At 48.9% G+C, this 22,710-nt stretch carries 20 protein-coding genes and 1 pseudogene; 7 read left to right on the forward strand and 14 right to left on the reverse strand.

Annotated elements, in window-relative coordinates:
* The first annotated feature begins 49 nt into the window (after nucleotides 1–49).
* Nucleotides 50–859, forward strand: coding sequence for a helix-turn-helix domain-containing protein (locus tag CGZ75_RS09265; protein ID WP_089523906.1), 810 nt, complete (start codon nucleotides 50–52; stop codon nucleotides 857–859).
* Nucleotides 860–912: 53 nt separating this feature from the next.
* The gene (locus CGZ75_RS09270; RefSeq protein WP_089523907.1) at nucleotides 913–1,413 is read left to right on the forward strand and encodes a DinB family protein; all 501 of its coding nucleotides are present in this window, start codon (nucleotides 913–915) and stop codon (nucleotides 1,411–1,413) included.
* A gap of 143 nt (nucleotides 1,414–1,556) precedes the next feature.
* Here the strand turns inward: CGZ75_RS09270 and CGZ75_RS09275 are convergent, their stop codons facing one another.
* The 3 genes and pseudogenes from CGZ75_RS09275 to CGZ75_RS09285 form a co-directional block, all read right to left on the reverse strand.
* Nucleotides 1,557–2,768 (reverse strand): IS701 family transposase, encoded by a 1,212-nt coding sequence (locus CGZ75_RS09275; RefSeq protein ID WP_089522685.1) that lies wholly within the window; start codon nucleotides 2,766–2,768, stop codon nucleotides 1,557–1,559.
* An 885-nt stretch (nucleotides 2,769–3,653) separates the two neighbouring features.
* A pseudogene (locus CGZ75_RS26460) lies at nucleotides 3,654–3,794 on the reverse strand (hypothetical protein); the annotation flags it as partial.
* A gap of 143 nt (nucleotides 3,795–3,937) precedes the next feature.
* A complete protein-coding gene (locus tag CGZ75_RS09285) occupies nucleotides 3,938–6,652 on the reverse strand; it encodes an adenosylcobalamin-dependent ribonucleoside-diphosphate reductase (protein ID WP_089523909.1) in 2,715 nt (904 codons plus the stop codon).
* 261 nt (nucleotides 6,653–6,913) lie between these two features.
* Between CGZ75_RS09285 and CGZ75_RS09290 the strand changes: the two genes are divergently transcribed.
* The 3 genes from CGZ75_RS09290 to CGZ75_RS09300 all read left to right on the forward strand — a co-directional run bounded on the left by CGZ75_RS09290 (nucleotide 6,914) and on the right by CGZ75_RS09300 (nucleotide 10,924).
* Nucleotides 6,914–8,734 (forward strand): DEAD/DEAH box helicase, encoded by a 1,821-nt coding sequence (locus tag CGZ75_RS09290; RefSeq protein WP_245850824.1) that lies wholly within the window; start codon nucleotides 6,914–6,916, stop codon nucleotides 8,732–8,734.
* Nucleotides 8,731–9,681, forward strand: a complete 951-nt coding sequence (locus CGZ75_RS09295) for a YqhG family protein (RefSeq protein ID WP_089523911.1) — start codon at nucleotides 8,731–8,733, stop codon at nucleotides 9,679–9,681. The genes CGZ75_RS09290 and CGZ75_RS09295 overlap by 4 nt, the downstream gene beginning before the upstream one ends.
* A 229-nt stretch (nucleotides 9,682–9,910) precedes the next feature.
* Nucleotides 9,911–10,924 carry a hypothetical protein gene (locus CGZ75_RS09300; RefSeq protein WP_089523912.1) on the forward strand — a complete coding sequence of 338 codons (1,014 nt, stop codon included), beginning with the start codon at nucleotides 9,911–9,913 and terminating at the stop codon, nucleotides 10,922–10,924.
* On the opposite strand, the gene CGZ75_RS09305 is transcribed toward CGZ75_RS09300, so the two are convergent.
* Complete coding sequence (locus tag CGZ75_RS09305; protein ID WP_089523913.1) at nucleotides 10,921–11,103, reverse strand: YqzE family protein; 183 nt, start codon at nucleotides 11,101–11,103, stop codon at nucleotides 10,921–10,923. The two genes, CGZ75_RS09300 and CGZ75_RS09305, sit on opposite strands and share 4 nt — an antisense overlap.
* A 134-nt stretch (nucleotides 11,104–11,237) precedes the next feature.
* Here CGZ75_RS09305 and CGZ75_RS09310 point away from each other — a divergent pair, with 134 nt between their 5' ends.
* Nucleotides 11,238–11,963 carry an N-acetylmuramoyl-L-alanine amidase family protein gene (locus CGZ75_RS09310; protein WP_245850757.1) on the forward strand — a complete coding sequence of 242 codons (726 nt, stop codon included), beginning with the start codon at nucleotides 11,238–11,240 and terminating at the stop codon, nucleotides 11,961–11,963.
* Here the strand turns inward: CGZ75_RS09310 and CGZ75_RS09315 are convergent.
* The 3 genes from CGZ75_RS09315 to CGZ75_RS09325 all read right to left on the reverse strand — a co-directional run bounded on the left by CGZ75_RS09315 (nucleotide 11,928) and on the right by CGZ75_RS09325 (nucleotide 14,756).
* A complete protein-coding gene (locus CGZ75_RS09315; RefSeq protein WP_089523914.1) occupies nucleotides 11,928–12,818 on the reverse strand; it encodes a divergent polysaccharide deacetylase family protein in 891 nt (296 codons plus the stop codon). The two genes, CGZ75_RS09310 and CGZ75_RS09315, sit on opposite strands and share 36 nt — an antisense overlap.
* Before the next feature lie 36 nt (nucleotides 12,819–12,854).
* A complete protein-coding gene (locus tag CGZ75_RS09320; protein ID WP_089523915.1) occupies nucleotides 12,855–13,226 on the reverse strand; it encodes a c-type cytochrome in 372 nt (123 codons plus the stop codon).
* A 96-nt stretch (nucleotides 13,227–13,322) separates the two neighbouring features.
* Nucleotides 13,323–14,756 (reverse strand): MDR family MFS transporter, encoded by a 1,434-nt coding sequence (locus CGZ75_RS09325; protein WP_089523916.1) that lies wholly within the window; start codon nucleotides 14,754–14,756, stop codon nucleotides 13,323–13,325.
* A 98-nt stretch (nucleotides 14,757–14,854) separates the two neighbouring features.
* Between CGZ75_RS09325 and CGZ75_RS09330 the strand changes: the two genes are divergently transcribed.
* Entirely contained in the window at nucleotides 14,855–15,451 is a 597-nt protein-coding gene (locus CGZ75_RS09330; RefSeq protein WP_089523917.1) for a TetR/AcrR family transcriptional regulator, read from the forward strand.
* A 243-nt stretch (nucleotides 15,452–15,694) separates the two neighbouring features.
* Here CGZ75_RS09330 and CGZ75_RS09335 read toward each other — a convergent pair whose 3' ends face one another.
* From CGZ75_RS09335 to CGZ75_RS09365, 7 genes are all read right to left on the reverse strand, one after another.
* Nucleotides 15,695–16,423: a hypothetical protein gene (locus tag CGZ75_RS09335; protein ID WP_089523918.1), complete on the reverse strand. Its 729-nt coding sequence runs from the start codon at nucleotides 16,421–16,423 to the stop codon at nucleotides 15,695–15,697.
* Nucleotides 16,424–16,486: 63 nt separating this feature from the next.
* Nucleotides 16,487–17,128 carry a hypothetical protein gene (locus CGZ75_RS09340; protein ID WP_089523919.1) on the reverse strand — a complete coding sequence of 214 codons (642 nt, stop codon included), beginning with the start codon at nucleotides 17,126–17,128 and terminating at the stop codon, nucleotides 16,487–16,489.
* Between the two features lie 382 nt (nucleotides 17,129–17,510).
* Entirely contained in the window at nucleotides 17,511–18,854 is a 1,344-nt protein-coding gene (locus CGZ75_RS09345) for an FAD-dependent oxidoreductase (protein ID WP_089523920.1), read from the reverse strand.
* A 47-nt stretch (nucleotides 18,855–18,901) separates the two neighbouring features.
* The gene (locus tag CGZ75_RS09350) at nucleotides 18,902–19,708 is read right to left on the reverse strand and encodes a carbohydrate ABC transporter permease (protein WP_245850825.1); all 807 of its coding nucleotides are present in this window, start codon (nucleotides 19,706–19,708) and stop codon (nucleotides 18,902–18,904) included.
* Nucleotides 19,709–19,748: 40 nt separating this feature from the next.
* Nucleotides 19,749–20,681 carry a carbohydrate ABC transporter permease gene (locus tag CGZ75_RS09355; RefSeq protein ID WP_089523922.1) on the reverse strand — a complete coding sequence of 311 codons (933 nt, stop codon included), beginning with the start codon at nucleotides 20,679–20,681 and terminating at the stop codon, nucleotides 19,749–19,751.
* Nucleotides 20,662–21,351, reverse strand: coding sequence for a hypothetical protein (locus CGZ75_RS09360; RefSeq protein WP_089523923.1), 690 nt, complete (start codon nucleotides 21,349–21,351; stop codon nucleotides 20,662–20,664). The genes CGZ75_RS09355 and CGZ75_RS09360 overlap by 20 nt, the downstream gene beginning before the upstream one ends.
* Before the next feature lie 30 nt (nucleotides 21,352–21,381).
* On the reverse strand, nucleotides 21,382–22,683 hold the full coding sequence (locus CGZ75_RS09365) for an ABC transporter substrate-binding protein (RefSeq protein ID WP_089523924.1): 1,302 nt from the start codon (nucleotides 22,681–22,683) through the stop codon (nucleotides 21,382–21,384).
* Nucleotides 22,684–22,710: the final 27 nt, after the last annotated feature.

Raw genomic sequence — 22,710 nt, forward strand, 5'->3', positions numbered from 1 at the left:
TCAAATAAGCTAATCTTAACCATCTCAAAATTGAAAAGGATGATTGCCAATGAAGCTGGACCGTGCTTCCACCTTTGATAAACAGGCCAGCGGAGTCGTTATTGCCGGACATTTTAACGAATCCGATAGCTATGAAACGATCCGCCCCAACGGAATGAGCGATTGGTTAATTACGTTCACGCTGGACGGCGAAGGGTACTTCGACCTAGACGGCCGCGAGCAGCGTGTCAAAGCCGGAGATGTCACACTACTGAAACCCGGAACGCCTCATCGATACGGCACGCCAAAAGGTGAGAACTGGCATTTTGTCTGGGCTCATTTTGTCGACGGGCATATGGATATAAATCTGCTTCCAAGCGAAGCGCTGACCAATCGTGAAATTGAACAGCAGGCGGTTCGGAACCGCATTTATGATGCATTCCGCCGTGTTATCTCCGACTCCCGGGAGCGCGGGGCTTATTGGCATGAGTTATGTTTGGGGGCGCTGCGTGAGGTATTAATGCTGCTGGTCAAACAGCAAACGAGCGGGTTGGATTCGCGAATCGAAGATACGCTTCATTTGCTTGCTCAGCGGATGCAAGAGCGAGTTCGAATCGAGGAGTTGGCCCGCAGCGTCGGGCTTTCCGAATCGCGACTGTCGCATCTTTTTAAAGAGAATACTGGGGAGTCTATAGTGGAGGCTTTAAACCGGATGCGAATTAAGCAGGCTGCGCTGTTGATCGCCCATATGAATCGGACTGCCGCCGAAGCGGCTCATCTCGTAGGCTTTCAGAATTATAACCATTTTACCCGGCAGTTTCGCAAGTATATGTCCGTGACTCCAAGCGCTTATGGCAAAAGCTTTCGGGTTAAGGAATGAAATAAGGATATGCACAATGAACTAGGTGTACCTTTTTTAAGGAGGCGAAAACTATGGATGCTTTTATTGAAAAATCACTCTCCATCCTTGATGTGCAGCTAGAGCATATAAACAAATGTTTCGATCGACTGACCGATGAGCTAATTTTTTACCGACCAAGAGTAGATTTGAATTCAGTTGCAAATTTGTGTATCCATATTACAGAAAATGAATATCATCATATCGTAAACGCAATTGGAGGAACTCCTTATGTAAGGAATAGATCTTCGGAATTCACGCTAACCAATGGCCTATCCATTAGGGAATTAAGAGAAAAAATGAGCACTACTAGAGAGGAATCTCGCCGTGTTTTGCAGGGATTAAGTTCTGCTGACTTATCACGAGAAGTTCAAATTATCTTTTCTGAAGAGTCTAACATCCCTCCTACCACCACTTCGGTGCTTGATTGCATCTATAAGACCGTCGAACATTATTCCTATCACACAGGCCAAATCATCTTGTTGACCAAAATCACTCAAAACGGAACAGATCGTCTGTTTAAATTGGGCCATTAAAAAAATGCAGCTCGTATCCTGATTGATACGAGCTGCATCTTTATTTGAACAAGAAGATTAAATAGTACCCATTTCTCTCTGAACCTTATGCTTATACTCAACTATAAATGAGCAAAAACGGATACAAAAAATCCCAAAATAGGTCAAGCCAACTTGAACTGTTCACGAACTACGTGAAATGGAATGCCGTTCTTGCCGCAATCGTAGACAAACTGAAGTCGGTCCAGTTGGACTTGCTTCCGAACCGTACGCAATCCTTCGCCAAAAGGGCAGGGTTGCCCTAACCCTGTAGTACAGTACAAATGTGTCCAAGCCAGCAACGCCCACAGGCGGGTAAATGCCGTTGCTGAACGAACCTGGTAGGTATCGAAGCCAAGATTGTTTTTGGACTGGCGGAAAAAAATCTCAATGGGCCAACGCTTGCTGTAATACATGGAAATCGTTTCCGTATCCAAGGAAACATCCGTGCACAAAAAAGCGCGTAGCGCTTTAGGCACACCAAACGCTTGCTCCGGCCAGCACAGCAGAACGGCAGCATTTTCAATATCGTTCAAGGCGCCTTCATATCGGTATGTCCAGTATGAAGTTCCGTTCACGGTCACAAGGCGAACGTCTTCTTTGCGGATATGGGCGGAAAAATCCTTTAGGGAGATACGGATCCCTTGCGGGTAGATAATCCGATTGGTTTTAAGACCACCAATAAGATGGTAGCCAGCAGAGGCGTAGCTGTCGATTACGCGAGAGCAAGTGAACCAAGAATCCACAAGCACGTAACCGCCATGAGGCGGAAGAGGCAGCGTAGCGGCTATATCGCACACATGATCTATTTTTGTATACACCGTGCCGTCGGGATTCGTTTTCGTTTTGTCGTACAAGTCAATGGAATGGATCAAAGAAGTGTCGTTACTTTGGACCACCGTCGCTTGAACTTGATGGCCCCAAACCACTTTTCCTTCCAAGTGAGAATGATGAAACCCGGTCTGCTCCATCGGAGATTGCGCCTGTGACGAAGGCTTTGTCTTCTTGGAGATCGTATCATCATGAATAACAAACAGCGGCTCTGCTGTCTGCTTGGCTATTTGAACCACGTACCGAAGTGATTCGACCTTGACTTTGTTTTGCAACACCGCTTCATCCCACTTGCCTTCGGCCAGAAAATGCCCAAGTGTCGTACGGTGGCAGCTACTATACTCGGCTAGATCCACTACCTTGCCACGAAAACCTTTCGCTGCAGCCGCCGCCATGTATGTCTCGATATGTGCCACGACCGGCTTAGAAAAATACAGCGGTAACCGGTGTTGTAACAAGTAATTGCGAAGCGCGGCATGATCGGGTAGGATGGCAGTATGAGACATAGCAATTTCTCCTTGGTGAAAATCAGTTGTGGTGACTACTTTTTACCACAAGGAGAATGCTTTGTCTCTCTTCTTTTTTGTTTTACAGTTTACTGGAAGTGAATTTGCTCATTTATAGTACTCAAGATAACCCTGGTCAAAATTATGTTTATTGCCCTCAAATTTATTAAAAACCGTACTCCACTCTTTGATTTGATAGTTAAATACTCCACTTAAAATAGCAGGGTCATTCTCAGCAAGTTTGAGATTCTTGTCTCCAAATGTAACCGACCTACCCGGAGAAAACCGATTCGCTCTTCTCAACATGCGTCTCCCGAAAGGAGAGTGGCCCTTTCGATGTTTTTGGATAAATGTAAGACAAATATTTTTCCAACACCTGGTTAATCAATAGGCGTGGCAAAAAAACCTTAATAATAAAGCGATAAGAAAGCAACTATCTATTGGAAAAACAGCGTAACTACTTAGGTACCTATATAGGTAAACGAAAAACGTCCGAATAATCCTGCGCTCTGCAGGATCATCGGGGCGTGCTTCTCCTCTCGATTTGAATGGAATAGGGTTTGAACTCGTATTTCGCGGGCAACGCAACGTTTTTTGTAAGATTTATCGTACAAAAAACGGTTTGGATCCGCCACTTTTCAACACTTTGTGTGATAAAACATACAAAACCGAACTTTCGTCGTCTATGCCCAGCTAACTTGTACGATTTATCGTACAAAATCCAACAAATCAGCACGGCCCGAATGCAGGTTGAGTGAAGAATCATACAAATTGTGCAGGACGACATCAATAGGCGACTGACTTGGTGGTACGACTTAGGCCTAATTAAGCCGTAGTTGTCCCGACAAAGCTGAGACAAGCGAAGGAGCAGTTCCAGCTACTGCTTCATGATCGTCGAAACCACACGGCGCGTCGAGCGAATCGCCGGTCTCCTTCCGTCGTTCGAAAACTCCCGGAAACCTTCTGTTTGACAACAACCAAACGCGAGTCTCGCTTCGCTTGGTTGTTGTCAAACGGGATCTGGTCGTCCGAATAGTGCGCTCTAGCTAAATTTTGAGGTACCTAAGTAGTAACCAAAAAGCCTAGTAAAACAAAACAAGCAATCATTGAGTAGGTTTAACTTCCTCTCAATGATCGCTTTTTAAGTTAACCTGTTGTTTACCCCAAACCTATCCGCATCTGCTGTATCCGCAGTTGCCGCAGGTTTTGCAGCCTTCCACGTTCAGCAGAGCTGCGCTGCCGCAGGAAGGGCATAAATCCAGCGAGCCGGTTGCGCCTGTATGGGCAGCATGTCCTGCGGTTGCCCCATTGGGCAATCCAATCGAGCCGCTTTCGTATCCCGCCGAAGGATCATCTGCCAAAGCCGGAGCTTCCTGAGCGGCGGCGAGCCCCGCTTCATTGGCATATGTCGCCGCGGCTTCCTCGCGCGAGAAGCTGACATGCATCTCCAGCGCCTTGGCAACAGCGTCCGCGATGGATTCCACGCGGTTCGCACCGAAGCCGATTGCGCCGGAGCCGCCAATGCCTTTGAGATGTTTGGTCAGCAGCTCAACCTTCTGGCCGTGATCGCCATATCGAAGGAACAGCGAGCAGACGCGGCCGAGCGCCTCCGCCATTGCGAATACGTCGGATCCGGCTTTGCCGACGTTGAGGAAGATTTCTCCCGGCGTGCCGTTTAGGTCGTTGATCGTAATGTACGCCATGCCGAACGGCGTGTTGATTTTGTAGGTCGCTCCGCGCAAAATCTGCGGACGGCGCTTGTACTCATTGTCGATAACTTTGCCCGCCGAAACAGCTGAAGCTTGTACAGCTTGCTTCGCCACCGTAGGGACCGATTCAGTATGTGCAGCAGTTTCACTCGAGGAATCCTCAACCTTCGCAGAATCCCTCTCTAGGATAGTTGCTCCTGCAGCTTCAGGTTCCGCTCCGCTCTCCCCCGCTTCAGCGCTCTTCTCTTCTTTCGCCGTGCTCAGCACTTGAACATCCCGACTACCATCACGATAGATCGTGACGCCCTTACATCCTAAATCATAGGCCAGCTCATAAAGCCGTGTCGTCTCCTCGATGGTGAAGTCAGCCGAGCAGTTGGCTGTCTTCGAGATCGAGCTGTCGACCCAGCGCTGGATTGCAGCCTGTACACGGATATGATCCTCCGGCGACAGATCCATCGCGGTGACAAAATGCTCCGGAAGCGTTTCGCCCGGATGAGCATCCTTCCACTCCTGTGCAATCGGCACAAGCTGTTTGTCGAAGCCGAGCCGGCTTTGCCGGAAATATTCAAAGGCAAAGTAAGGCTCGATGCCGGTCGAGGTGCCAACCATCGTACCGGTGCTGCCTGTTGGAGCCTGCGTCAGCACGGTGACATTGCGAATGCCTTTGGAGCGCACCGCTTCGCCAACTTCCGGGAAGCGCTCCACTATATTTTTCATAAAGCCGCTCTGCAAATACAGTTCCGCATCAAAAGCCGGGAATGCTTCCTTCTCCGCCGCGATCTCAGCCGAAGCCAGGTAGGACTCGCGTGCGATGAATGCGTACAGACGGTCAAGGAATTCCAGGGATTCCGGGCTTCCATAACGAATGCCAAGGTGGATCATTAGTTCGGCTAGCCCCATCGATCCGAGACCAACGCGGCGTTCGTTCTTCTGATTCCGCTCGTTTTCCTCAAAATGATACGGCGTTGTATCGATGACGTTATCGAGGAAACGCACCGACCAACGTGTAACGCGCCCAAGCTCTTCCCAGTCTACGTCATGACGGCTCTCATCGTAGAACTTGGACAGGTTGATCGCTGACAGATTACAGACACCCCACGCTGGAAGCCCCTGTTCGCCGCAAGGATTGGTGCAGATGATCGGGTTAAAATACCAGCTGTTAGACATGTCATTATAGTATTCCATAAACACTACGCCGGGCTCGGCCGATTTCCAAGCAGACTCCATAATCGTCGCCCATACCTCGCGCGCTTTGACCGTGTGATACGGCAGCACGGTTCCGCCCAGCTTGCGCCATGCCGCTAGATCACCATTCCAATGCTCATCGTACAGCGGATCTTTGGTATCCGGGAAAACAAGCTCCCACTCGCCGTCTTCCTTGACCGCCTTCATGAAGCCGTTACTGACGCAGACAGACAGGTTGGCGTTAGTCACCTCGCCCATCTTCTGCTTCACGGTAATGAAATCCATCAGATCGGGATGCCAGTCATTAATCATCAGCATCAGCGCGCCGCGGCGGCTGCCGCCTTGCTCAATTAAGCCTGTTGTATAGCTGAAAAGTCCGCCCCAGCTAACCGAGCCGCTGGAAGAGCCATTCACCCCGGCGACGACCGACCTACGCGGACGAAGAGAGGACAGGTTGATGCCAACTCCGCCGCCGCGCGCCATAATTTCGGTCATCTCGGCCAGCGTTTGCATAATGCCGCCCCTGCTGTCATGCGGAGATGGAATGACGTAACAATTGAAAAGCGTCAGCTCGTCGCTTGCTCCCGCCCCAGCCGCGATGCGGCCGCCCGGAACGAGCTTCCAATCCTCCAATATGTAGCGGAAGCGTTCCTCCCACAACTTTTGACGCTCTGCATCCGGCTCAGCAGAGCTCATTGCTTTAGCGAGCCGGTTCCACATTTCCTCCGGTGTTTTTTCAGCTGTCAGCGTAAGCTTCTCAACATCCGATTCCACAACAGCTCCGCTGCGCGTCCGTACCGTCGCTTTATTGCCGCTGCGATTGATGACCTCGCCGACTTCCTTCGTCGGAAATTTAGGGTCATCCTTAGTGAGCACAAGTACTGTGTCGCCTACCTTTGTTTCTTTTGGATCAGCCTTTTTCCAGGCGTAGCGATCAAGAAATATCTTTTCGCTGAGCCCTTCAAGGCTCGTAAGCTTTGTCGCCATCGTATAAGCCACTCTCCCTTGGTTATGCTGATTCTGATACTAGAATGTACTACCTATAAGGACGTTGAAGCTGTATCTCTCGGATGAAAAGTCCATATGTCGTGCCTATTCTTAAGTATACCCTACTAGATATTGATTTGCATGTTCTTATTAATCTGCATCTGAAATGCTTATTGAACCGCCTTTCTTGGGGCATACTGGGAGCATTGAAGACAAAGAGAGGGGCCGATAGAGATGACGCGAACCGTCAAAGAGGGCGGAATGGGACGGCTGCATCCGCTCGTCGACCTGCGTATGGATCGCTCCTGGTTCGAGGAGCTGCAAGCCCGTATTGACCGCAACGGGCCTTGGGATGATTGGACTTTATATCAGCTGGCCATGGAGGCCGAGCAATCTCGCCGCATCGAGAGCTTCGAAGAGCTGCAGTGTATTCGTTTCCTGAACGGACTTGAGCCGATGAAACATCAGACCGAAACCGCTGTGCGCGTTTTGCATGATATGGGTGGTAGAGCGATTTTGGCGGATGAGGTCGGACTTGGCAAAACGATCGAGGCCGGACTCATCCTCAAGGAATATCTTGTCCGGGGACTTGTGCGCAAAGCGCTTATTCTCGTGCCCGCATCGCTCGTTTTGCAGTGGGTGCGCGAGCTTAACACCAAATTCGGTATTACCGCTATTGCTCAAAAGAGGGCACATACATGGAACTACGATGTTGTTGTCGCCTCCATCGATACCGCCAAGCGCGACCCGCATCGCGAGCTGCTGCTGGGGACCGACTATGACATGCTGATTATCGACGAGGCGCATAAGCTCAAAAATAAAAAAACGACCAACTACCAGTTCATTACGCAGCTGCGCAAAAAATACTGTCTGCTGCTCACCGCCACGCCGGTCCAGAATGATCTAGAGGAGCTGTACAATCTGATCACGCTGCTCAAGCCGGGCCAGCTCGGCGGACATGGCGAGTTTGCCTCCAACTTTGTCGTGGGCAAACGCATGCCGAAAAACGAAGGTCAGCTGCAGGAGGCTCTATCCTCAGTCATGATCCGCAATCGCCGAGGCGAGGGCGACGTTAAATTCACGAAGCGGATTGTTCGCAATATTCCGCTCCATCTTTCCAAAGAGGAGATGGACTTGTACGAGGCCGTCACCGCTTTTGTGAAAGAGCGCTATGAGGAGAGCGGCGGGAATCTGACGAGCATGCTTTCGTTGGTGACGCTGCAGCGCGAGGTTTGCTCAAGCCGCGACTCCGTTTTCCTGACACTTGTGAATATGTTCAAAAAAACCGCCGAGGACTCCCCCGTGCGCGGCAAGATTTGGGAGCTCATTGAGGTCATCAAGCAGATCAAGTCCAACACCAAAGCAGAAAAAGCGATGGAGCTCGTCCGCGAGAGCGATGGCAAGGCCATTATTTTCACGGAATATCGGGCAACACAGGAGTATTTGCTGCAATATTTCCGAGGCTCGGACATTACAGCTGTTCCATATCGTGGCGGCATGGGACGCGGCAAAAAAGACTGGATGATGGACCTGTTCCGCGGTCGCGCTCAAGTTATGATCGCCACAGAAGCCGGCGGCGAAGGCATCAATCTGCAGTTTTGCAGCCGCATCATCAACTTTGACCTGCCTTGGAATCCAATGCGAGTTGAGCAGCGAATCGGGCGCGTCCATCGGCTCGGCCAAACCGAGGATGTGCAGATTTACAATCTGTGCACGCTGGGCACAATTGAGGAGCATATCGTAAACCTGCTGCATGAGAAAATCGATATGTTTGAATCCGTCATTGGTGAACTTGATCATATTTTGGAAAAGTTTGAAAAAGAAGAATCAATGGAGGAACGGCTGGCCCGCGTTCTGCTTGAAGCCCGCGACGATCAGGGAATCGCGCAGGGCATTGAACATCTCGGCCATTCCATCCGCAAGCTGGCGGAAGAGCCGGAGGAGATGGCAACCGAGTCGCTGCCGGAAGATGGCGAATCAGCCCCCACTCCATCACGCAGAGGCTCACGCGCCGCCCGCCGCCATGCGATCAATCGGATGTTGGACGGTGCTTCAACGATCGTGGAGGTGGATTCACCGTGAATGATAAACAGGTACAGCGTTTTTTAACGAAATATATTGAGGCAACGGGATGCCATATCGTCGAAAAATCACCCGCCCACATGACCGTCAAGCTCTCCCCTGCCGCCGATCGGGAATTGACCAATCGCCCTTACTATTGGAGTTACGTCGACCGGGCTGGCGTGGAGCCGGAAACGATGACCTATTTATTCGTTACCGACGGTCAGCGTTACGACGAGCAGCAGCTTCGCCAAGCGGAAGCCGAGACAGAGGCTGCAGCTGAGCTTGGGGAGATGGAGCAAGCGGCACAAAGCGCGCTGAGCCGCTCCATCGGCTTTGTGCATGGCTCTATAACCGGCGTACGTACGCCGCGGGAGGATCTTTATTTTGGCTCGCGCAAGCTAGATCAGCTGTTCGAAGCCGCCCGAGTTGGCGGAAGTTATGTGTATCTGTTCCAGGAACCGGAGCGCCGCTCGCTGAATCCGTTTGATTCCATCGCTTATACCGCGTGGTTAGGCGTGAATTTGCGGGTGGAGTTCGCTTGCGACATGAAGCGCGAGGAAATTCACTCCTACGGCATCTCACTCGCAACGGGCAATATTCAGGAAAATTTCCATGATCGCCTGGCGGCGCTGCGCCTGACGCCGAAGCTCCCGGCCAATGTGCATACGGCTCGCAATGGCCTGACACTCGCCCGTGCGCTGACCGTAGTCGAAACTCATCTGGAGCGCAAGCTGCGTGCGGCGGACTTCAAATGGGCCGAGGGCGCCGCCCGTAGGCTCGACGAGGAGCTGGTGATTTTGGCGCATTATTACGAAAAAATGCTGGAATCCGCGGAAGAAGAGCAACGGGAAGCCATAGCTACTCAGTATGAGAATCGGAAAGAAGAGATTCGCTGGCAATACGAACCTCGGGTCACCGTGTCGGCTATTAACTGCGGAGTTTTTCATCTCGAAGGCATAGATTAGAGGGTTTAAAGCGGAATCCGGGGGGATTCGTACCCAGCTGCCGTTGTTGTGAGCTTATGCGATAGAGAGCGCCAAGAAGAGGCAATTGTCCTTAGACAGCAAGCAACAGTCTTCGCCAGCAGGTCTGTTTACAATAAAAGAACAGACTTGTCCTGGCTAAGCCTGAGCTAGCCGCTGTAATGGGTCAGAATCGCCCGAGATCATCAACGTCAAGGAGGTCATACGAGGAATGAATTTTCATACAAAAGCAGCTTTCGCTGCTGTACTTGCTCTGCTCCTATGCAGTGTGGCTACAACGACGGCTTCCGCTTCTTCTGATACACTAAGCCGTAGTATGGTTCAGGCTACAGCGCCGAATAGCGAATCGATGCAATTGTTGAAAAAACAAGCCGCAGCTTGGCAAGAAGAGCTTTCCGCTCAGCCAGAATTCGCTAGTTGGAGGGGCGCTTCACTGGCACTGGAGTCGCTTGGTCCCGGTGGCCATTCTTGGATGGCAACTGTAAAAGAGGCGGGCAGCGGTCGCCCTGTAGGTTATATGATCGTACACGCGCAAGAAAATGGCGGTTATGTTCTTGGTGAATACGGTGCGGGCGACAGCCCGCTGTTTCATTCGGCCAAACTGAAGGCTGGCATTCGTAAAGCCAAGCTGAGCTCAATGAAGAGCATAAGCAAGCTGTACCTCTCTCCTGCCGCAGCTGTATGGCAATTGACCGATGCCAATGGAAAACATTCCTATGCTGATGCTTGGTCTGGCGAAATTCTTCCTATTAATGATGTCCAATGGAAACAAGCAGCATCCATATGGACCGCCGCCACTGAGAAGGTCGATTATGCCCTTCATAATGATAGCGCTTCCAATAATTCCAACAAAAATCATTTTGCTGCGACCACATCTATCTCCACCAGCTCGCCTCTTCCGCAATTGAAGCAAGCTGTTTCTCTCCAGGGTGATGATCCGCTTGAGCGACTTTCCTGGATGTTGCAGCCTGGCCTATCTAAACCAACCGAGCAGAAGCTGCTCACTCTGCTGCGTAGCGGCAAACTGCTTGATTATTCGGCCGAGTTATACGGCGATTCTGTCAGGCTGATCGGCCAAGCGGCCGGTTATCATAGCTGGTCGGACGGTCGCAACTACGGTGCGTTTGTCATGGCCGGCTCCCAAGGTGTCCGTTACTGGCCCCTTAGCGATGCGGCGGCGAATGGGGTATTTTATCCCGTGCGACCGTCATCGCCATCCATTTAACGCTTGAATCCACGCAGCCAAAGACTTATTCCCATACCTGACATGCCGAACCAGCGAGTTAACCAAGGTTCCCGTTTCTGCTTACGCTGCTTGCGCTTCTGCTTGTGAACGGTGCGTGGTGTTTCTACATAGGTAACGAGTCTCACCGTCATATCCTTGATCCATTCCTGAGAATCCATATGAGCTCCCTCCTCTGGCGATTTATCCTTCTACGCCTAGTATTTCCGCCAACGATGTCCTTCAAACGCGCATAGTTCTGCATCAATGTGGAAAAATAGGAAGAAATACACGATGCGGATGGAGGACTTGTCAGATGAAGGTATGGACGATGGCCGGAGCAGCGCTTGCTGCTTGGCTTCTTGCAGGGTCCACAGCTGCGGCGGCTGATCAGCCCGCTCCTATTATCGAAGCGCCGAGCGAGATGCGCGGACTCAGCTATCAGGGTGCGCTGCCTTATGCGGAAGTTTTGATCGATGCCGGACATGGTGGAATAGACGGTGGTACTTTCCATAAGGATTTACTGGAGAAAAACATCAATCTGGCTGTATCCAAAAAACTGCTCGTCCGCCTGCAGCAGCTCGGGGTCAGCGCCGTGCTGAACCGCAGCGGAGATTATGCTCTTAGCGATGATAATCGCTGGCTCGGCAGCCGCTCCAGACACCAGAAGGATCTGTCACAGCGATCAGGTTTGACCCAGGAGATTAACACCGGCATGCTGGTCAGCCTGCATGTGAACTTTTCCAAACGGGGTGCAGCACATGGACCCGTCGTTCTTCACCAGAAAAATCGTGGAGAAAGCGTTCTGCTTGCTCTTTGCATTCAAGATTCACTCAATCAGCAGCAAAAAACAAACGAGCTGCCGCGAGCTGGCAACCCGTTTTATTTACTGAATACCGTTAAGCAGCCAGCTGTCATCGTTGAGATGGGATTCATCAGCAATGAGGATGACCGCGACATGCTTACGTCTGAACAGGGCCAAACGCAAATCGCCGAAGCAATCGCTTCAGGACTGCGGCAATACAAGCTTCTCTTCCGCTGAAGCCGGCAGCAGCTCCGATGCCCGCACAAAGCGAATTCCTTCCATCGAAGAGGCCGCTTGGCGCAGCGCCGCTGAAGTTAGCAGCCCGGAAGCGCCAACATGGCCGATTGTAATACAGTCCCCCTGCTCCGTGGTAAGCTTTTTGAGAACAGCGAGTTGCCTCGAAATATGGCTTGCCGAATCTACATCATCGAGAAAAACGTCATTGTGCAGCAGCGGGACACCAATCTGTGCAGCAACTTTGGGCACAACCGTTTTGTACGTGGTACGGCTATCAAGGAAAAATAACCCCCTCTCCTTGCAAACCGTGAGCACAACGCGCATGATGCGCTCGTCTGCTGTAATTTTGCTGCCCATATGGTTGTTCATGCCCGTTGCATGCGGCACCGAATCAATTGCTTTCTCAACAGCCTCCCTAACCTCGGCATCGGTCATCGTGCTTACGAGCGCTCCTGGTCCCAGCCACGATCGCCTACCTTGGTTCGGCTCCATCGGCATATGAACAATGACGTCAAGTCCAAGACTATGGGCTTTCTCAGCATCCTCGCGCGTTGTCACCAAAAATGGCATGATCGCTGCTGTGATCGGCACCGGTAACCGGAACATCTCCTCGGTTCCCTTCATTTTGTTACCAAAATCATCAATGACAATCGCCACCCTGCTTAAAACAGGCGGCTTAGCGTTCTGCTCCGCATGCAGGGCTGTACTCTTCTCAGCGTACAGGGCTGCATTTTTTGTCCCATTCAGACCAGCACCTTCCGCGTTGGCCGTCCAATAATGACCTCCGTCCGGAATTGCCGTTAGCAACAATGGCGCGACGAGCGTCGCAGCGAGCAAACGAGCGATAATTCGCATTATTGTCCCTCCCTGTCCTCGTTATATATTTGCCCTTTATTTTTTCTCGGCCAACCAAGCCGCCAAGTTGTCAATTTCCTCGGTGCTGAGCCGATCCTTGAAGCTCGGCATCCCGTCTCTTCCGTTCGTGATGATGACAGCAAGCTGATCCTTCGTCAGCTTGGCTCCAGCTTTTTGCAAGCTAGGGCCCATTCCTCCTTGAAGCTCGCCACCGTGGCAGGACATGCAGTTCTCCTTATAAGTTGTCGGCGGCTCCGATTCCGATGTTCGATTCGTGTTCTCGTTGCCTACATTGCCTACATTCCCGACATTACCTTCATTACCTACATTCGACCCACCGCCGCATCCAGCCAGGGATACAGCAATAATCAGAGTTAATCCTAAATGCAACCATACTCGATTTTTCATCCGCTACCACCGCTTTCGTCAACGATAAGCGTATTATTCCATTCGGCTCCTCTCCTATACTGCTCATCGGAAACGAAACGGCGGTCTGCATTTCGGCTATTTTACAGAACTCACCTTTTTCACCCTGGGCAGCAACGCTGCTGGAATAAGCGCCAAAGCCGTAAAACATAACGACCACAGGAACGTTTGATCAAAAGCAATTGCTCTTGCAGCAATATCTTGAGTCGGCTGTGCAGCAAGTTGATTTTGCAAAATAATCGCGATCATGGAAGCACCAAAAGCTCCTCCAATTTGCTGCATAATACGGGTAGTGCTGCTCGCATGCGGAACTTGTTTCGTTGATAAGTCGAGGTAAGCAGAAGCCATGACGGGCATGAAAATAGCCCCAAGGCCAGCACCTCTTATGATAAGAGCCACTGACAAATAAATTAGGTTGGTATCGGTTCCTGCTTGCACAAAAGGCAACGTCCCTAATAGGACTAGAATAGTTCCAACCAGCACAACGGGGCGGGAACCGATTTGATCTGTCAATTTGCCCGCTAACGTGCGGGTGAGCAGCATGCCGATTCCTTGAGGAACGAGCAGCAGTCCAGAAATTAGCACGGATTCACCGCGAATTTGCTGATAGTAGAGCGGCAGCAGCAGCATCGATCCATAGGTCGTAAGGCCGGATAAAAACAACAACATGGAGGAAACCGTAAAGGAACGTACTTTGAACAGAGCTAAATCAATAAGAGCTGAGTTTGCTTTTCTGAAGGCGTGTATGGAAAAAGCAGTCAATAACAGTACGCCTGCTACGAAGGGAACGAGGACGGCGGCATGGCCAAAACCGTTGTTGGTGCCTACCTCTCCTAATCCATAAATAATTAGAACAATTGCCGGGGAAAGCAGCAAAAGTCCCAGCAGGTCGAGTCTCTGAGTATTCGTTTCGGATTCGTCTTTAGGCAATCTTTTCCAAGCCATAATTATAGCTACGATGCAAATCGGAATGTTCACAAAGAAAATCCAGCGCCAACTTAAATTATTTATAATTAAACCGCCCAGCACCGGCCCCAGTATCGGTCCCAGCAGTGCAGGCAATCCAGCAACCGCCATCGTTTTGCCCATTTTTTGTCCGCCGGAAGCGCGCACTCCCATCGTTTGCATAATAGGCATCAGCAAACCGCCGCCGATTCCTTGAATGATGCGAAAAAAAATCAGGCTTTCTACATTCCACGCCAAGCTGCACAGAATGGAGCCGAGCAGAAACACAGTCAAAGAAAACAACCACATTGGTTTGCCGCCAAAGCGCTCTACTGCCCAACCTGTAAGTGGAATTACCATTCCAAGCGCAAGCAGATAACTCGTCATGACCCATTGAATGGTCGACATCGTGGCGTTGAGATCACGAGCCAATGTATCGATGGCAACATTCGTAATCGTCGTATCGAACAAGGGCGCTAGAATACCGATGACGAGTATCCACATCATTTTTTTGGAAGCAGCCTCCTGCCTTTCCTGCTCAAGAGCCACTCCGGCTTGTTTTCCCATCCTACTCACTCCTCGAATTAAGATACTATTCGTTTCTTATTTTTATGATATGCTATCATTATAAGAAACGCAACGACTTTTATTTGAGGAGAATCAGAATGAAAATTTCGGATGATCAACTCGTTGATAGTACCAAGACAAGGCGCAGGGGCAAGGAGCTCGAGGCCGCTATTTTAAAAGCGGTGCAGGTGGAGCTTTCTACTGTGGGATATTCGAATCTCACGATGGAAGGAGTTGCGGAACGATCCGGGACAAGCAAAGCCGTCCTTTATCGACGCTGGCCTAATCGCGCTGAACTTGTACTGGCTGCAATCCACGCGCGGGTACCGTTGCCTTTAGAGGAAGTCCCGGATACAGGGAATTTGCGGGATGATCTTTTGAGCATGCTTAGGTCGATGAATAAAAATATTACGGAGACCGTTTCGGACGCCTTATTCGGACTTATGGCAGAATTAGGAAATATCTCACTTGCTGCATTGCTCTTTCCCCATGGCCGGCAAAACCGAACAATGACAATTTTGCTACAGCGAGCTGTGGAACGAGGTGAAATTCGCCCGGACGCCATCAAATCTCGTATTTTGACATTGCCCGTTGATCTCGCCCGGCATGAGTTGCTGCTCTATAGTAAACCGATGTCGGAAGAAACCATAACCGAAATCGTGGATGAGGTGTTTTTGCCTCTTGTAGCGAAGTAAAAGAGGGTAAAAAAAACTCAATCAATTCTCAGTTCTGGGGAGAATTCATTAAACATAAAAAGCCCTCCTTGGATGGAGGACTTTAAGGTGAGAGAAGTTAACTTTTACCAAGTAACATTGATGTGGTACATGCGCATTTACGGCATTAGGATTTGCCAACACATGGATGCGTGTTACATGGAATCTGCATATATAAAAGTGCTATACACTTTTATTCGTTTATATCATTAATTGCAATTGGAATTAACGATTTACTAATTTATCGTTGAATACTTGTTCACTAATCACTTCAAAACTAATATTAAAAATATTCCTTTGTTCATAGTACGTTTTATTTAACTCGAATGTAATTTCGTAGATGTTTGATTTTTCTTTTTTTTCTAGTAACCTTGTCTTAGGTTTACTCACTATTCCTATTAACGAGTCAGGAACTTTAACTAGTACTTCTGTACCATCAACTCTAGTTAACTCATATTTCATCGTAACATTTGTTCCATTTTGTTTAAATGAGCTGCCTATTAAGTAAATCTGATTTTGTTCAGGAATTTGTTCTGTATTGTCTTTCCCATCAAACACAAACTTTCCCGTCTTTAGCTTAATCTTATTATTATCACCATCAAATATTATAATATTATTAAAACTTTTATTTTTTCCATTCGTTTTTAATATCAACTTATTTGTGTCAAGGGTGTTTATTTCATTCTGATTATTTATTGATTGAACGAGTTCATTGTCCAAATACAATTGTACTTTTTGAATATTATTAATAAAGCTAATTTCGTAAGGGAAATAAATTGTAAAATCCTCATCATTAAAAAGATAAGATTCTTCTTTCATTACAAATTGTTCAATTTGGGCAATATTTTCTTTATATATCGTTTGCTCCTCTTGTTCTGGTGTTGTTGTCTTGCAACCCGCTAAGATTGCTAGAAACAATAAAGTAAAGATAATGATACATCTTGATCTCTTCAACAACAAATCCTCCTTGTTAAAAGAGCATTCCTTAATAAGGAATGCTCTTTTAACTATTTTTTACTACTTTATTTTATTTGAGAAAATCCAATACTCATTACCTCTATGGTCTAGACTAGAAGCTGAATAGCGTTTGTCCAAAAAAAATCCAGTATCAGTATATTTGTAGTTTTGTTCCAAAGTTTTCTTAGCACTTTTTAATTCAGTAACATAATTTTCCGGTACAGTAGCTTCCTGCATAAATTCTTTAGTGTAAGTATTCCCAATTGTTGCTTGCATTTGAGCTTGGGCAACTGCACTAAACCCATATTCAATCGAACCAGAGATTGAAGCCGTCATGTTAGAAATTGTTTTAAGGCTAATTTTCACAGATTTTGAAGTATGGTTATTATAGCGATCATAATCATGCCCTGAGTAGGAATTAGCTTCGGAAACTTTAGACCATGAATTTACACCCCTTAAAGCCTTTAAACTATGAGTAACTACATCACTTTCTATGAATTCCGGCTCTTCACTTAGCTCTTCATCTTTTAATTGTTTGTAATTGTCAGGAAGAACAGGTATTCCATCCAGATACAACACACCATTGATTGTTTTTTCAACTGGTGCTCTAAAATTGGCCTCATCTTGAGCATAAACCACCGAGTTTAATGATGGGATAGAGAATGTAGCTACCAAAACACCTAAAATAGATAAAGATTTCATTTTTTCCTTTAAAACAGTAATCCCACCTTTATTTAATAGAATTATATAATAATTTTTAAACTGTTATTAAAATAGTGGGAAGTTATGGACGCAAACAAATAAAGCTCATGACTTAAGTTCATGAGCTCAAACGGACGCCTCATATAGATGCCCTCAATCGCAACGGTGGGAACGCCGCTACCAGAGGCCAATCGCTTGTAAGCGTTGCAAATCAGTTGTCGGGGTGAGACCGGGACATAGCATAGACGCCGGTCCGGCTCGGTCACCCTGCGGTGGAACAGCCTCCCGCAATGAGCCTAATTAAGTACATAAAAAAGGGCATCCAAGAAGGAGCCCCAGCACATTCGCCATGCATAAGAAGGAATAACTCGCACATCCCCAATTACAGCACAACGTTCCCTTTCCGCAGCACATCCCGCAGCTTTTCAATATCTACCCCAGCGGGCAATGCCGTGTTCGTCGCAATGGCAAGCGCAGCCGCTGTACCGGCCGCTTCTCCGGTAGCCATACAGCTTGGCGTCAGCCTTGTCGTGGCAAGTGCTTCATGTGTCGTTGATATGCAGCGGCCAGCAGCGAGCAAGTTATCTACACCTTTTGGAATAAGACAACCATATGGAATGTCATAAGCACCGCTTCCTTCGATAAAAGAAGCTGCAACACCTTTACCCGTCGGGTCATGCAAATCGACAGGATAGCCGCTGCGTGCAATTCCGTCGGTATAACGCCGTCCTTGGACAACATCCCCAATCGTCAAACAATAGAGCCCATCAATGCGCCGCGACTCCCGGACTCCGATCTGTGCACCAACTGATGAGATGGACGCCTTGGCGAAGCCAGGAATATAATCTTGCATAAATTTGGCCATAAGCAACACTTGTTTGCGGCCTTCTTCCTCAGCCTCTGTCAACTGCTCAATGTCCGTGGCGTCCATGCCCTGCACTCGGGTACAGTTGACCAACACTTCGTCGTCAGCCGGTCCTGTGAAAAACAACACCTGATCACGGTTAATCGGTACCTTGGCCGCTTTCCATTCGGCGTAGAAACCGGAAACGGCGGTTAGCGGGAGCTGATCCAGCTCAGCAAAAAGCGTTTTGGGGTAAAAGTTATCCGGATTGTCCTGAATCGCCTGACGCACCGCACTCAGGTCTACACCACGCATACGGAATTTCATCGTCATCGGTTGTGTGCGCCCGTCCTCCTGCCGTCCCTTGACCGTGGCCGCTCCAGCTAAATAAGCAACGTCAGCATCACCAGTTGTATCAATAAATTGTTTGCCAAAAACATCAATCCTGCCCGACTTACCGGTCAGCCGCACCGATTGAATGATCCGATCCGATACAAACACCTCATCAACAAAGCTGTGAGCAAGCAGTTTGACACCAGCTTCCTTAAGCATCTCAACAGCCAGTACTTTAAAAATCTCAGCATCGTAGGGGGTAATACTATACGTGAAACCGATCGTATCGCGCAGATGACCAGGTGAACCGCCGCGCTCCATTAGACGGCTAACTATTTCTTCTGCCACGCCCTTAATGACCTGCTCACCTTGCGCGGTGTGGAAGGTCATCCACGGATAAACGGAAGCCGCTGTAGACATCCCGCCTACAAAGCCATACCGTTCGATCAAGATGACGGAGGCCCCTTGGCGTCCTGCGGCGATGGCTGCACATAAACCAGCTGGCCCCCCGCCGATAACAATTACATCTGCTTCAAACTTATTTTTCATGCTGCCAAACCTCCCTCCAACCGACATACCTATCATTAATCCTGGTGTTATTCCTTCAGTCCCGTCATGGACACTCCTTCAATAAATTGCTTTTGAGCGAAAAAGAAGATGATGAGTAGCGGCAGCGTCGCCATGACGGAGGCGCTCATCAGATGATGCCACGCAGTCCCGGATTCATCGGTAAACAGCGATAGCGCAAGCGGCAGTGTCATCAATTCTCTATCACTAATATAAATCAGCGGATCGAAGAAATCGTTCCATGAAGCTAGGAATGTAAAAATCACTAATGTTGCAATTGCCGGTTTGGCTAGCGGCATCATAATTCGGCTATAGATTTGCGCACGAGAGTAACCGTCCACCATCGCGGCTTCCTCCAGCTCCTTGGGAATGCCCAGGAAAAACTGGCGCATGACAAACACGCCGAATACGCCGCCAGCGCCGAAGATCGGAAGTAAAATAAGCGGCACATGGGTATTAATCAGACCAATCTCACGCAGAAACAGAAACATAGGAATCGCAATTACTTCATTCGGAATCATCATTGTACTTAACAACAGGAGGAATACGACGCCGCGCCCCCAAAACGGAATTCGAGCGAAGGCATACCCGGCCAGCGAAGCGAAGAAAATAGTACCCAGTGTAACAAGCGCAGCAATATAAACACTGTTCCAGTAAAACAGATGAAAGGGAATGCTCTGCAGCACTTCCGTGTAGTTACTCAAGCGTATTGGAGTCGGAATGAATTGCGGTGGAAATAAGAATACTTTGGCAGGCTCCTTGAGTGATGTCGAGACCATCCATAGGAACGGCATAAGCATGACGGCCGATACGACCGTTAAAAACGCATACTGCATCAATCCGCTTAATCGGTCCCAGCGCCGTATGGATAAGTGGTCAGCCCTCATGCATGACCCACCTCTTTCTTAAACCCCATTGGAGGAGTGTAAGCGCTAAAATAATAATAAACAAAACATAGGCCAAAGCAGAGGCGTAGCCAAATTCATAAAGCTTAAACGCTTTTTCCCAAATGTAATACACCAATACCTCTGTGCTGCCCACCGGCCCCCCCTGAGTCATCACATAGATTTGCCCGAACACTTTAAACGAGCCAATTATCGTCATGATGATTGTCAGGAACAAGGTATGTGTGATCATGGGCAGCGTAATACGGAAAAAGGTGGTGAATTTATTGGCGCCATCAAGCTTCGCCGCTTCATACAAGTGCACCGGTACCTGCTGTAATGCTGCGATAAACAGCACCATGTTTAATCCTACATTTTTGAGAACACTCGTAATAATGACAACCGGCATCGCTAAGCTTTCATCATAAAGCCAGGACGGTCCTGTCACTCCGAGCAGTTGGAGTAGTTGATTGATAAAACCAGAGTCAGTCGCAAACATGTACTTCCAGACAATCGACCAAACAATGAGAGACGTCATCACGGGAATGAATAGGACAGTTCGGAATAGGCCCATCCCGGGCAGCTTACCCGCCAGAGGGAGCGCCAATAACAGAGCCAATCCAATGTTAAGCGGGACCAGACCAGCAGCAAAGTAAAGAGTATTGCCCAGCACCTTCCAAAACTCTTTGTCGCTAAAAATGGCTTGGTAGTTATCCAACCCGACGAATGAAGCCTTTCCCAGCAGCGGCCAATCCGTCAGACTCATATACAACGCCATCATAAGTGGTATAAACAGAAGCAATGCAAATCCAAGCACCATCGGTGCAACGAAGAGCCAACCCGTCCGGTTTGCATCTCGATCGAGCGGACTCCGACTGCGCCTCTTTTTAACCCCAGCCTCGCGGTTAACTACGGTCGATTGCATTACGCATCTCCGCAACCGCACGACGGATGCCGTCGGCATCATTGCCGAAAACAACTGCACCGATCAGCAGCACCCTAATGCCGCTATTGATTAGTGCCGGGACATCAGCGGGTACAATTTTGCGCTGGGATGGCACGATGACGGGCAACTTCGTATGTTCTACCAGCCAGCGATATTTGAGTAGATCGGCAAAGCTGAGAGGCATGCCATACTCCTCGCCCGGAATGATGGAAGCTTCAAGCGCCTCAACTCCGAATGATGCTGCACCTTCCAGAAAACGAGGATCAAAGCTGCTATCAATAGCAAAGGTGCGTGCAAGCTTCGGGAAACGTAATAGGAATGATGGCATATGGAACGCATATATGGACGTAAAGTCTACTCCAAGCTCAGGCAGCGCTTCGATTTCCTCTTGGTTGACGCTTTCAATGGATCCGCCCGGCACAATTCCGAGCGGTCCGTCGTACAGGGAACGGATCCCAGAGATCGCATCCTGATTATCAACAAGTGACCCGAATGTCATACCGCTAGCTCGATGCTCAACGTTAATATGAACCTTCAAACCGTCAGCGCCTTCAGCTAGCGCCGCCTGAGCGAGAACAGGATCATTGGCCGGCAAACTTACGAACAACTGCAGCTTATCACTCGTTAAAGATTGTTTAAACCGATTCATTAAACACCAGCTCCTTTTTGCACAACCTCTTTACTTGTTGAGCAGTGGGTCAACCTTCTCCTTGATCCCTTTCAATATTTCTTCAGGAGCACCGGACTGTCCAAACAAACGGTCGAAGCCTGATAAAATTTCCGTATCGATCTTCTGCCACTGGATATGGCCTGGTTGTACTTTAGCTTTCGGCATCTCATCGATGACAGCCTGCTTGATATCGGCCGGATCAGGGTTACCTTCCTGCTTCAAGAAAGCGTCCGAGCCCAGCACCGACTGGCGTGGTGGTACAAAAAACGCGGATGTCGTCTGTATCCCTTCCTGCCCGGCGAGGAACTTGATCAGTTCCTTTGCTTCCTTCGGATGTTTGCTTTCCTTGAACAACACATAACCGGCCTGCCCCATCATCGGAACCGTGCCTTGGGAGCCAGATGGCATCGGCGCGATACTCCATTTGAAATCTTTAATTGTACGCGCTTTCGAAACAAAGCTGTAATTATCAAAAATCATGCCTAATTTACCGGATTCAAAGCTGACCTGCTCACCAGCCTTCGGATGGGACTTGTCAACGAACATCATGGTCTGGAGCATTTTAAGCGTTTCTACGCCGTAGGCATCGTTCCAAGTGAATTTGCTCATATCTTCTTTGAAAGGAGCACTACCATTCGACCAAGAATAGGAAGCGAGCATAATCCAAGTTTTCCAGTCTCGGAAAAAGTTAGCCCCATACGTCCGGCCTGAGGTCGGACCGTCCGAGATGAGTTTTGCCGACTTGACGAATTCTTCCCATGTCCACTTGCCTTGCTCTGCTAGTTCATTGGGTGAGGTAAGCCCCGCTTTCTCAAACAGATCCCTGTTATAAAACACAACGCTAGGCGGTGTCGAGAATGGCACTCCGTAAAGCTTACCATCCTTCCGGAACAGATCCAATGTTGATGGAATGATGTCATCCCTGTTAAAGGTTGGATCCGCTGCCACATCAGTGATATCTCCCAAAATATCGTTGGCCATAAATTGCGGAACCATCCGTTCAGAGATCCACGCAATATCCGGCAGCTCCCTCCCGGCAGCAAGTACGGAAATTTTCTGCTGATAATCAGCGAACGGTATCGAGTCGATTTTCACTTCAATGTTCGGATGGGATTCGTTGAACTTGGCAAACAGGCCTTGGTACAGCTCAAGCTGCGCGGGATTTCCCCAAGTCGCAAATTTTAACTCAACCTTTTTGCCGCTAGAATCCGTTGGTGTTGTTGTCTCACCGTTCGTATTGCCGCTACACGCGGTTGCGGTTGTTGCCATTGCAAGGAACAATGCGAGATAACCAATCCTCTTTCGCTTCATTGCTTCTCCCCCTCTAAGTAAATAGGC

The organism is Paenibacillus herberti (assembly GCF_002233675.1).
In the GTDB taxonomy this organism is placed as follows: domain Bacteria; phylum Bacillota; class Bacilli; order Paenibacillales; family Paenibacillaceae; genus Paenibacillus_O; species Paenibacillus_O herberti.

Excerpts from the sequence above, each read along its gene's own strand:
- CGZ75_RS09265 (WP_089523906.1), top strand. The coding sequence starts at position 50 with ATGAAGCTGGACCGTGCTTCCACCTTTGATAAACAGGCCAGCGGAGTC.
- CGZ75_RS09270 (WP_089523907.1), top strand. The coding sequence starts at position 913 with ATGGATGCTTTTATTGAAAAATCACTCTCCATCCTTGATGTGCAGCTA.
- CGZ75_RS09275 (WP_089522685.1), bottom strand. The coding sequence starts at position 2,768 with ATGTCTCATACTGCCATCCTACCCGATCATGCCGCGCTTCGCAATTAC.
- CGZ75_RS09285 (WP_089523909.1), bottom strand. The coding sequence starts at position 6,652 with ATGGCGACAAAGCTTACGAGCCTTGAAGGGCTCAGCGAAAAGATATTT.
- CGZ75_RS09290 (WP_245850824.1), top strand. The coding sequence starts at position 6,914 with ATGGGACGGCTGCATCCGCTCGTCGACCTGCGTATGGATCGCTCCTGG.
- CGZ75_RS09300 (WP_089523912.1), top strand. The coding sequence starts at position 9,911 with ATGAATTTTCATACAAAAGCAGCTTTCGCTGCTGTACTTGCTCTGCTC.
- CGZ75_RS09305 (WP_089523913.1), bottom strand. The coding sequence starts at position 11,103 with ATGGATTCTCAGGAATGGATCAAGGATATGACGGTGAGACTCGTTACC.
- CGZ75_RS09310 (WP_245850757.1), top strand. The coding sequence starts at position 11,238 with ATGAAGGTATGGACGATGGCCGGAGCAGCGCTTGCTGCTTGGCTTCTT.
- CGZ75_RS09315 (WP_089523914.1), bottom strand. The coding sequence starts at position 12,818 with ATGCGAATTATCGCTCGTTTGCTCGCTGCGACGCTCGTCGCGCCATTG.
- CGZ75_RS09320 (WP_089523915.1), bottom strand. The coding sequence starts at position 13,226 with ATGAAAAATCGAGTATGGTTGCATTTAGGATTAACTCTGATTATTGCT.
- CGZ75_RS09325 (WP_089523916.1), bottom strand. The coding sequence starts at position 14,756 with ATGGGAAAACAAGCCGGAGTGGCTCTTGAGCAGGAAAGGCAGGAGGCT.
- CGZ75_RS09330 (WP_089523917.1), top strand. The coding sequence starts at position 14,855 with ATGAAAATTTCGGATGATCAACTCGTTGATAGTACCAAGACAAGGCGC.
- CGZ75_RS09340 (WP_089523919.1), bottom strand. The coding sequence starts at position 17,128 with ATGAAATCTTTATCTATTTTAGGTGTTTTGGTAGCTACATTCTCTATC.
- CGZ75_RS09345 (WP_089523920.1), bottom strand. The coding sequence starts at position 18,854 with ATGAAAAATAAGTTTGAAGCAGATGTAATTGTTATCGGCGGGGGGCCA.
- CGZ75_RS09350 (WP_245850825.1), bottom strand. The coding sequence starts at position 19,708 with ATGCAGTATGCGTTTTTAACGGTCGTATCGGCCGTCATGCTTATGCCG.
- CGZ75_RS09355 (WP_089523922.1), bottom strand. The coding sequence starts at position 20,681 with ATGCAATCGACCGTAGTTAACCGCGAGGCTGGGGTTAAAAAGAGGCGC.
- CGZ75_RS09360 (WP_089523923.1), bottom strand. The coding sequence starts at position 21,351 with ATGAATCGGTTTAAACAATCTTTAACGAGTGATAAGCTGCAGTTGTTC.
- CGZ75_RS09365 (WP_089523924.1), bottom strand. The coding sequence starts at position 22,683 with ATGAAGCGAAAGAGGATTGGTTATCTCGCATTGTTCCTTGCAATGGCA.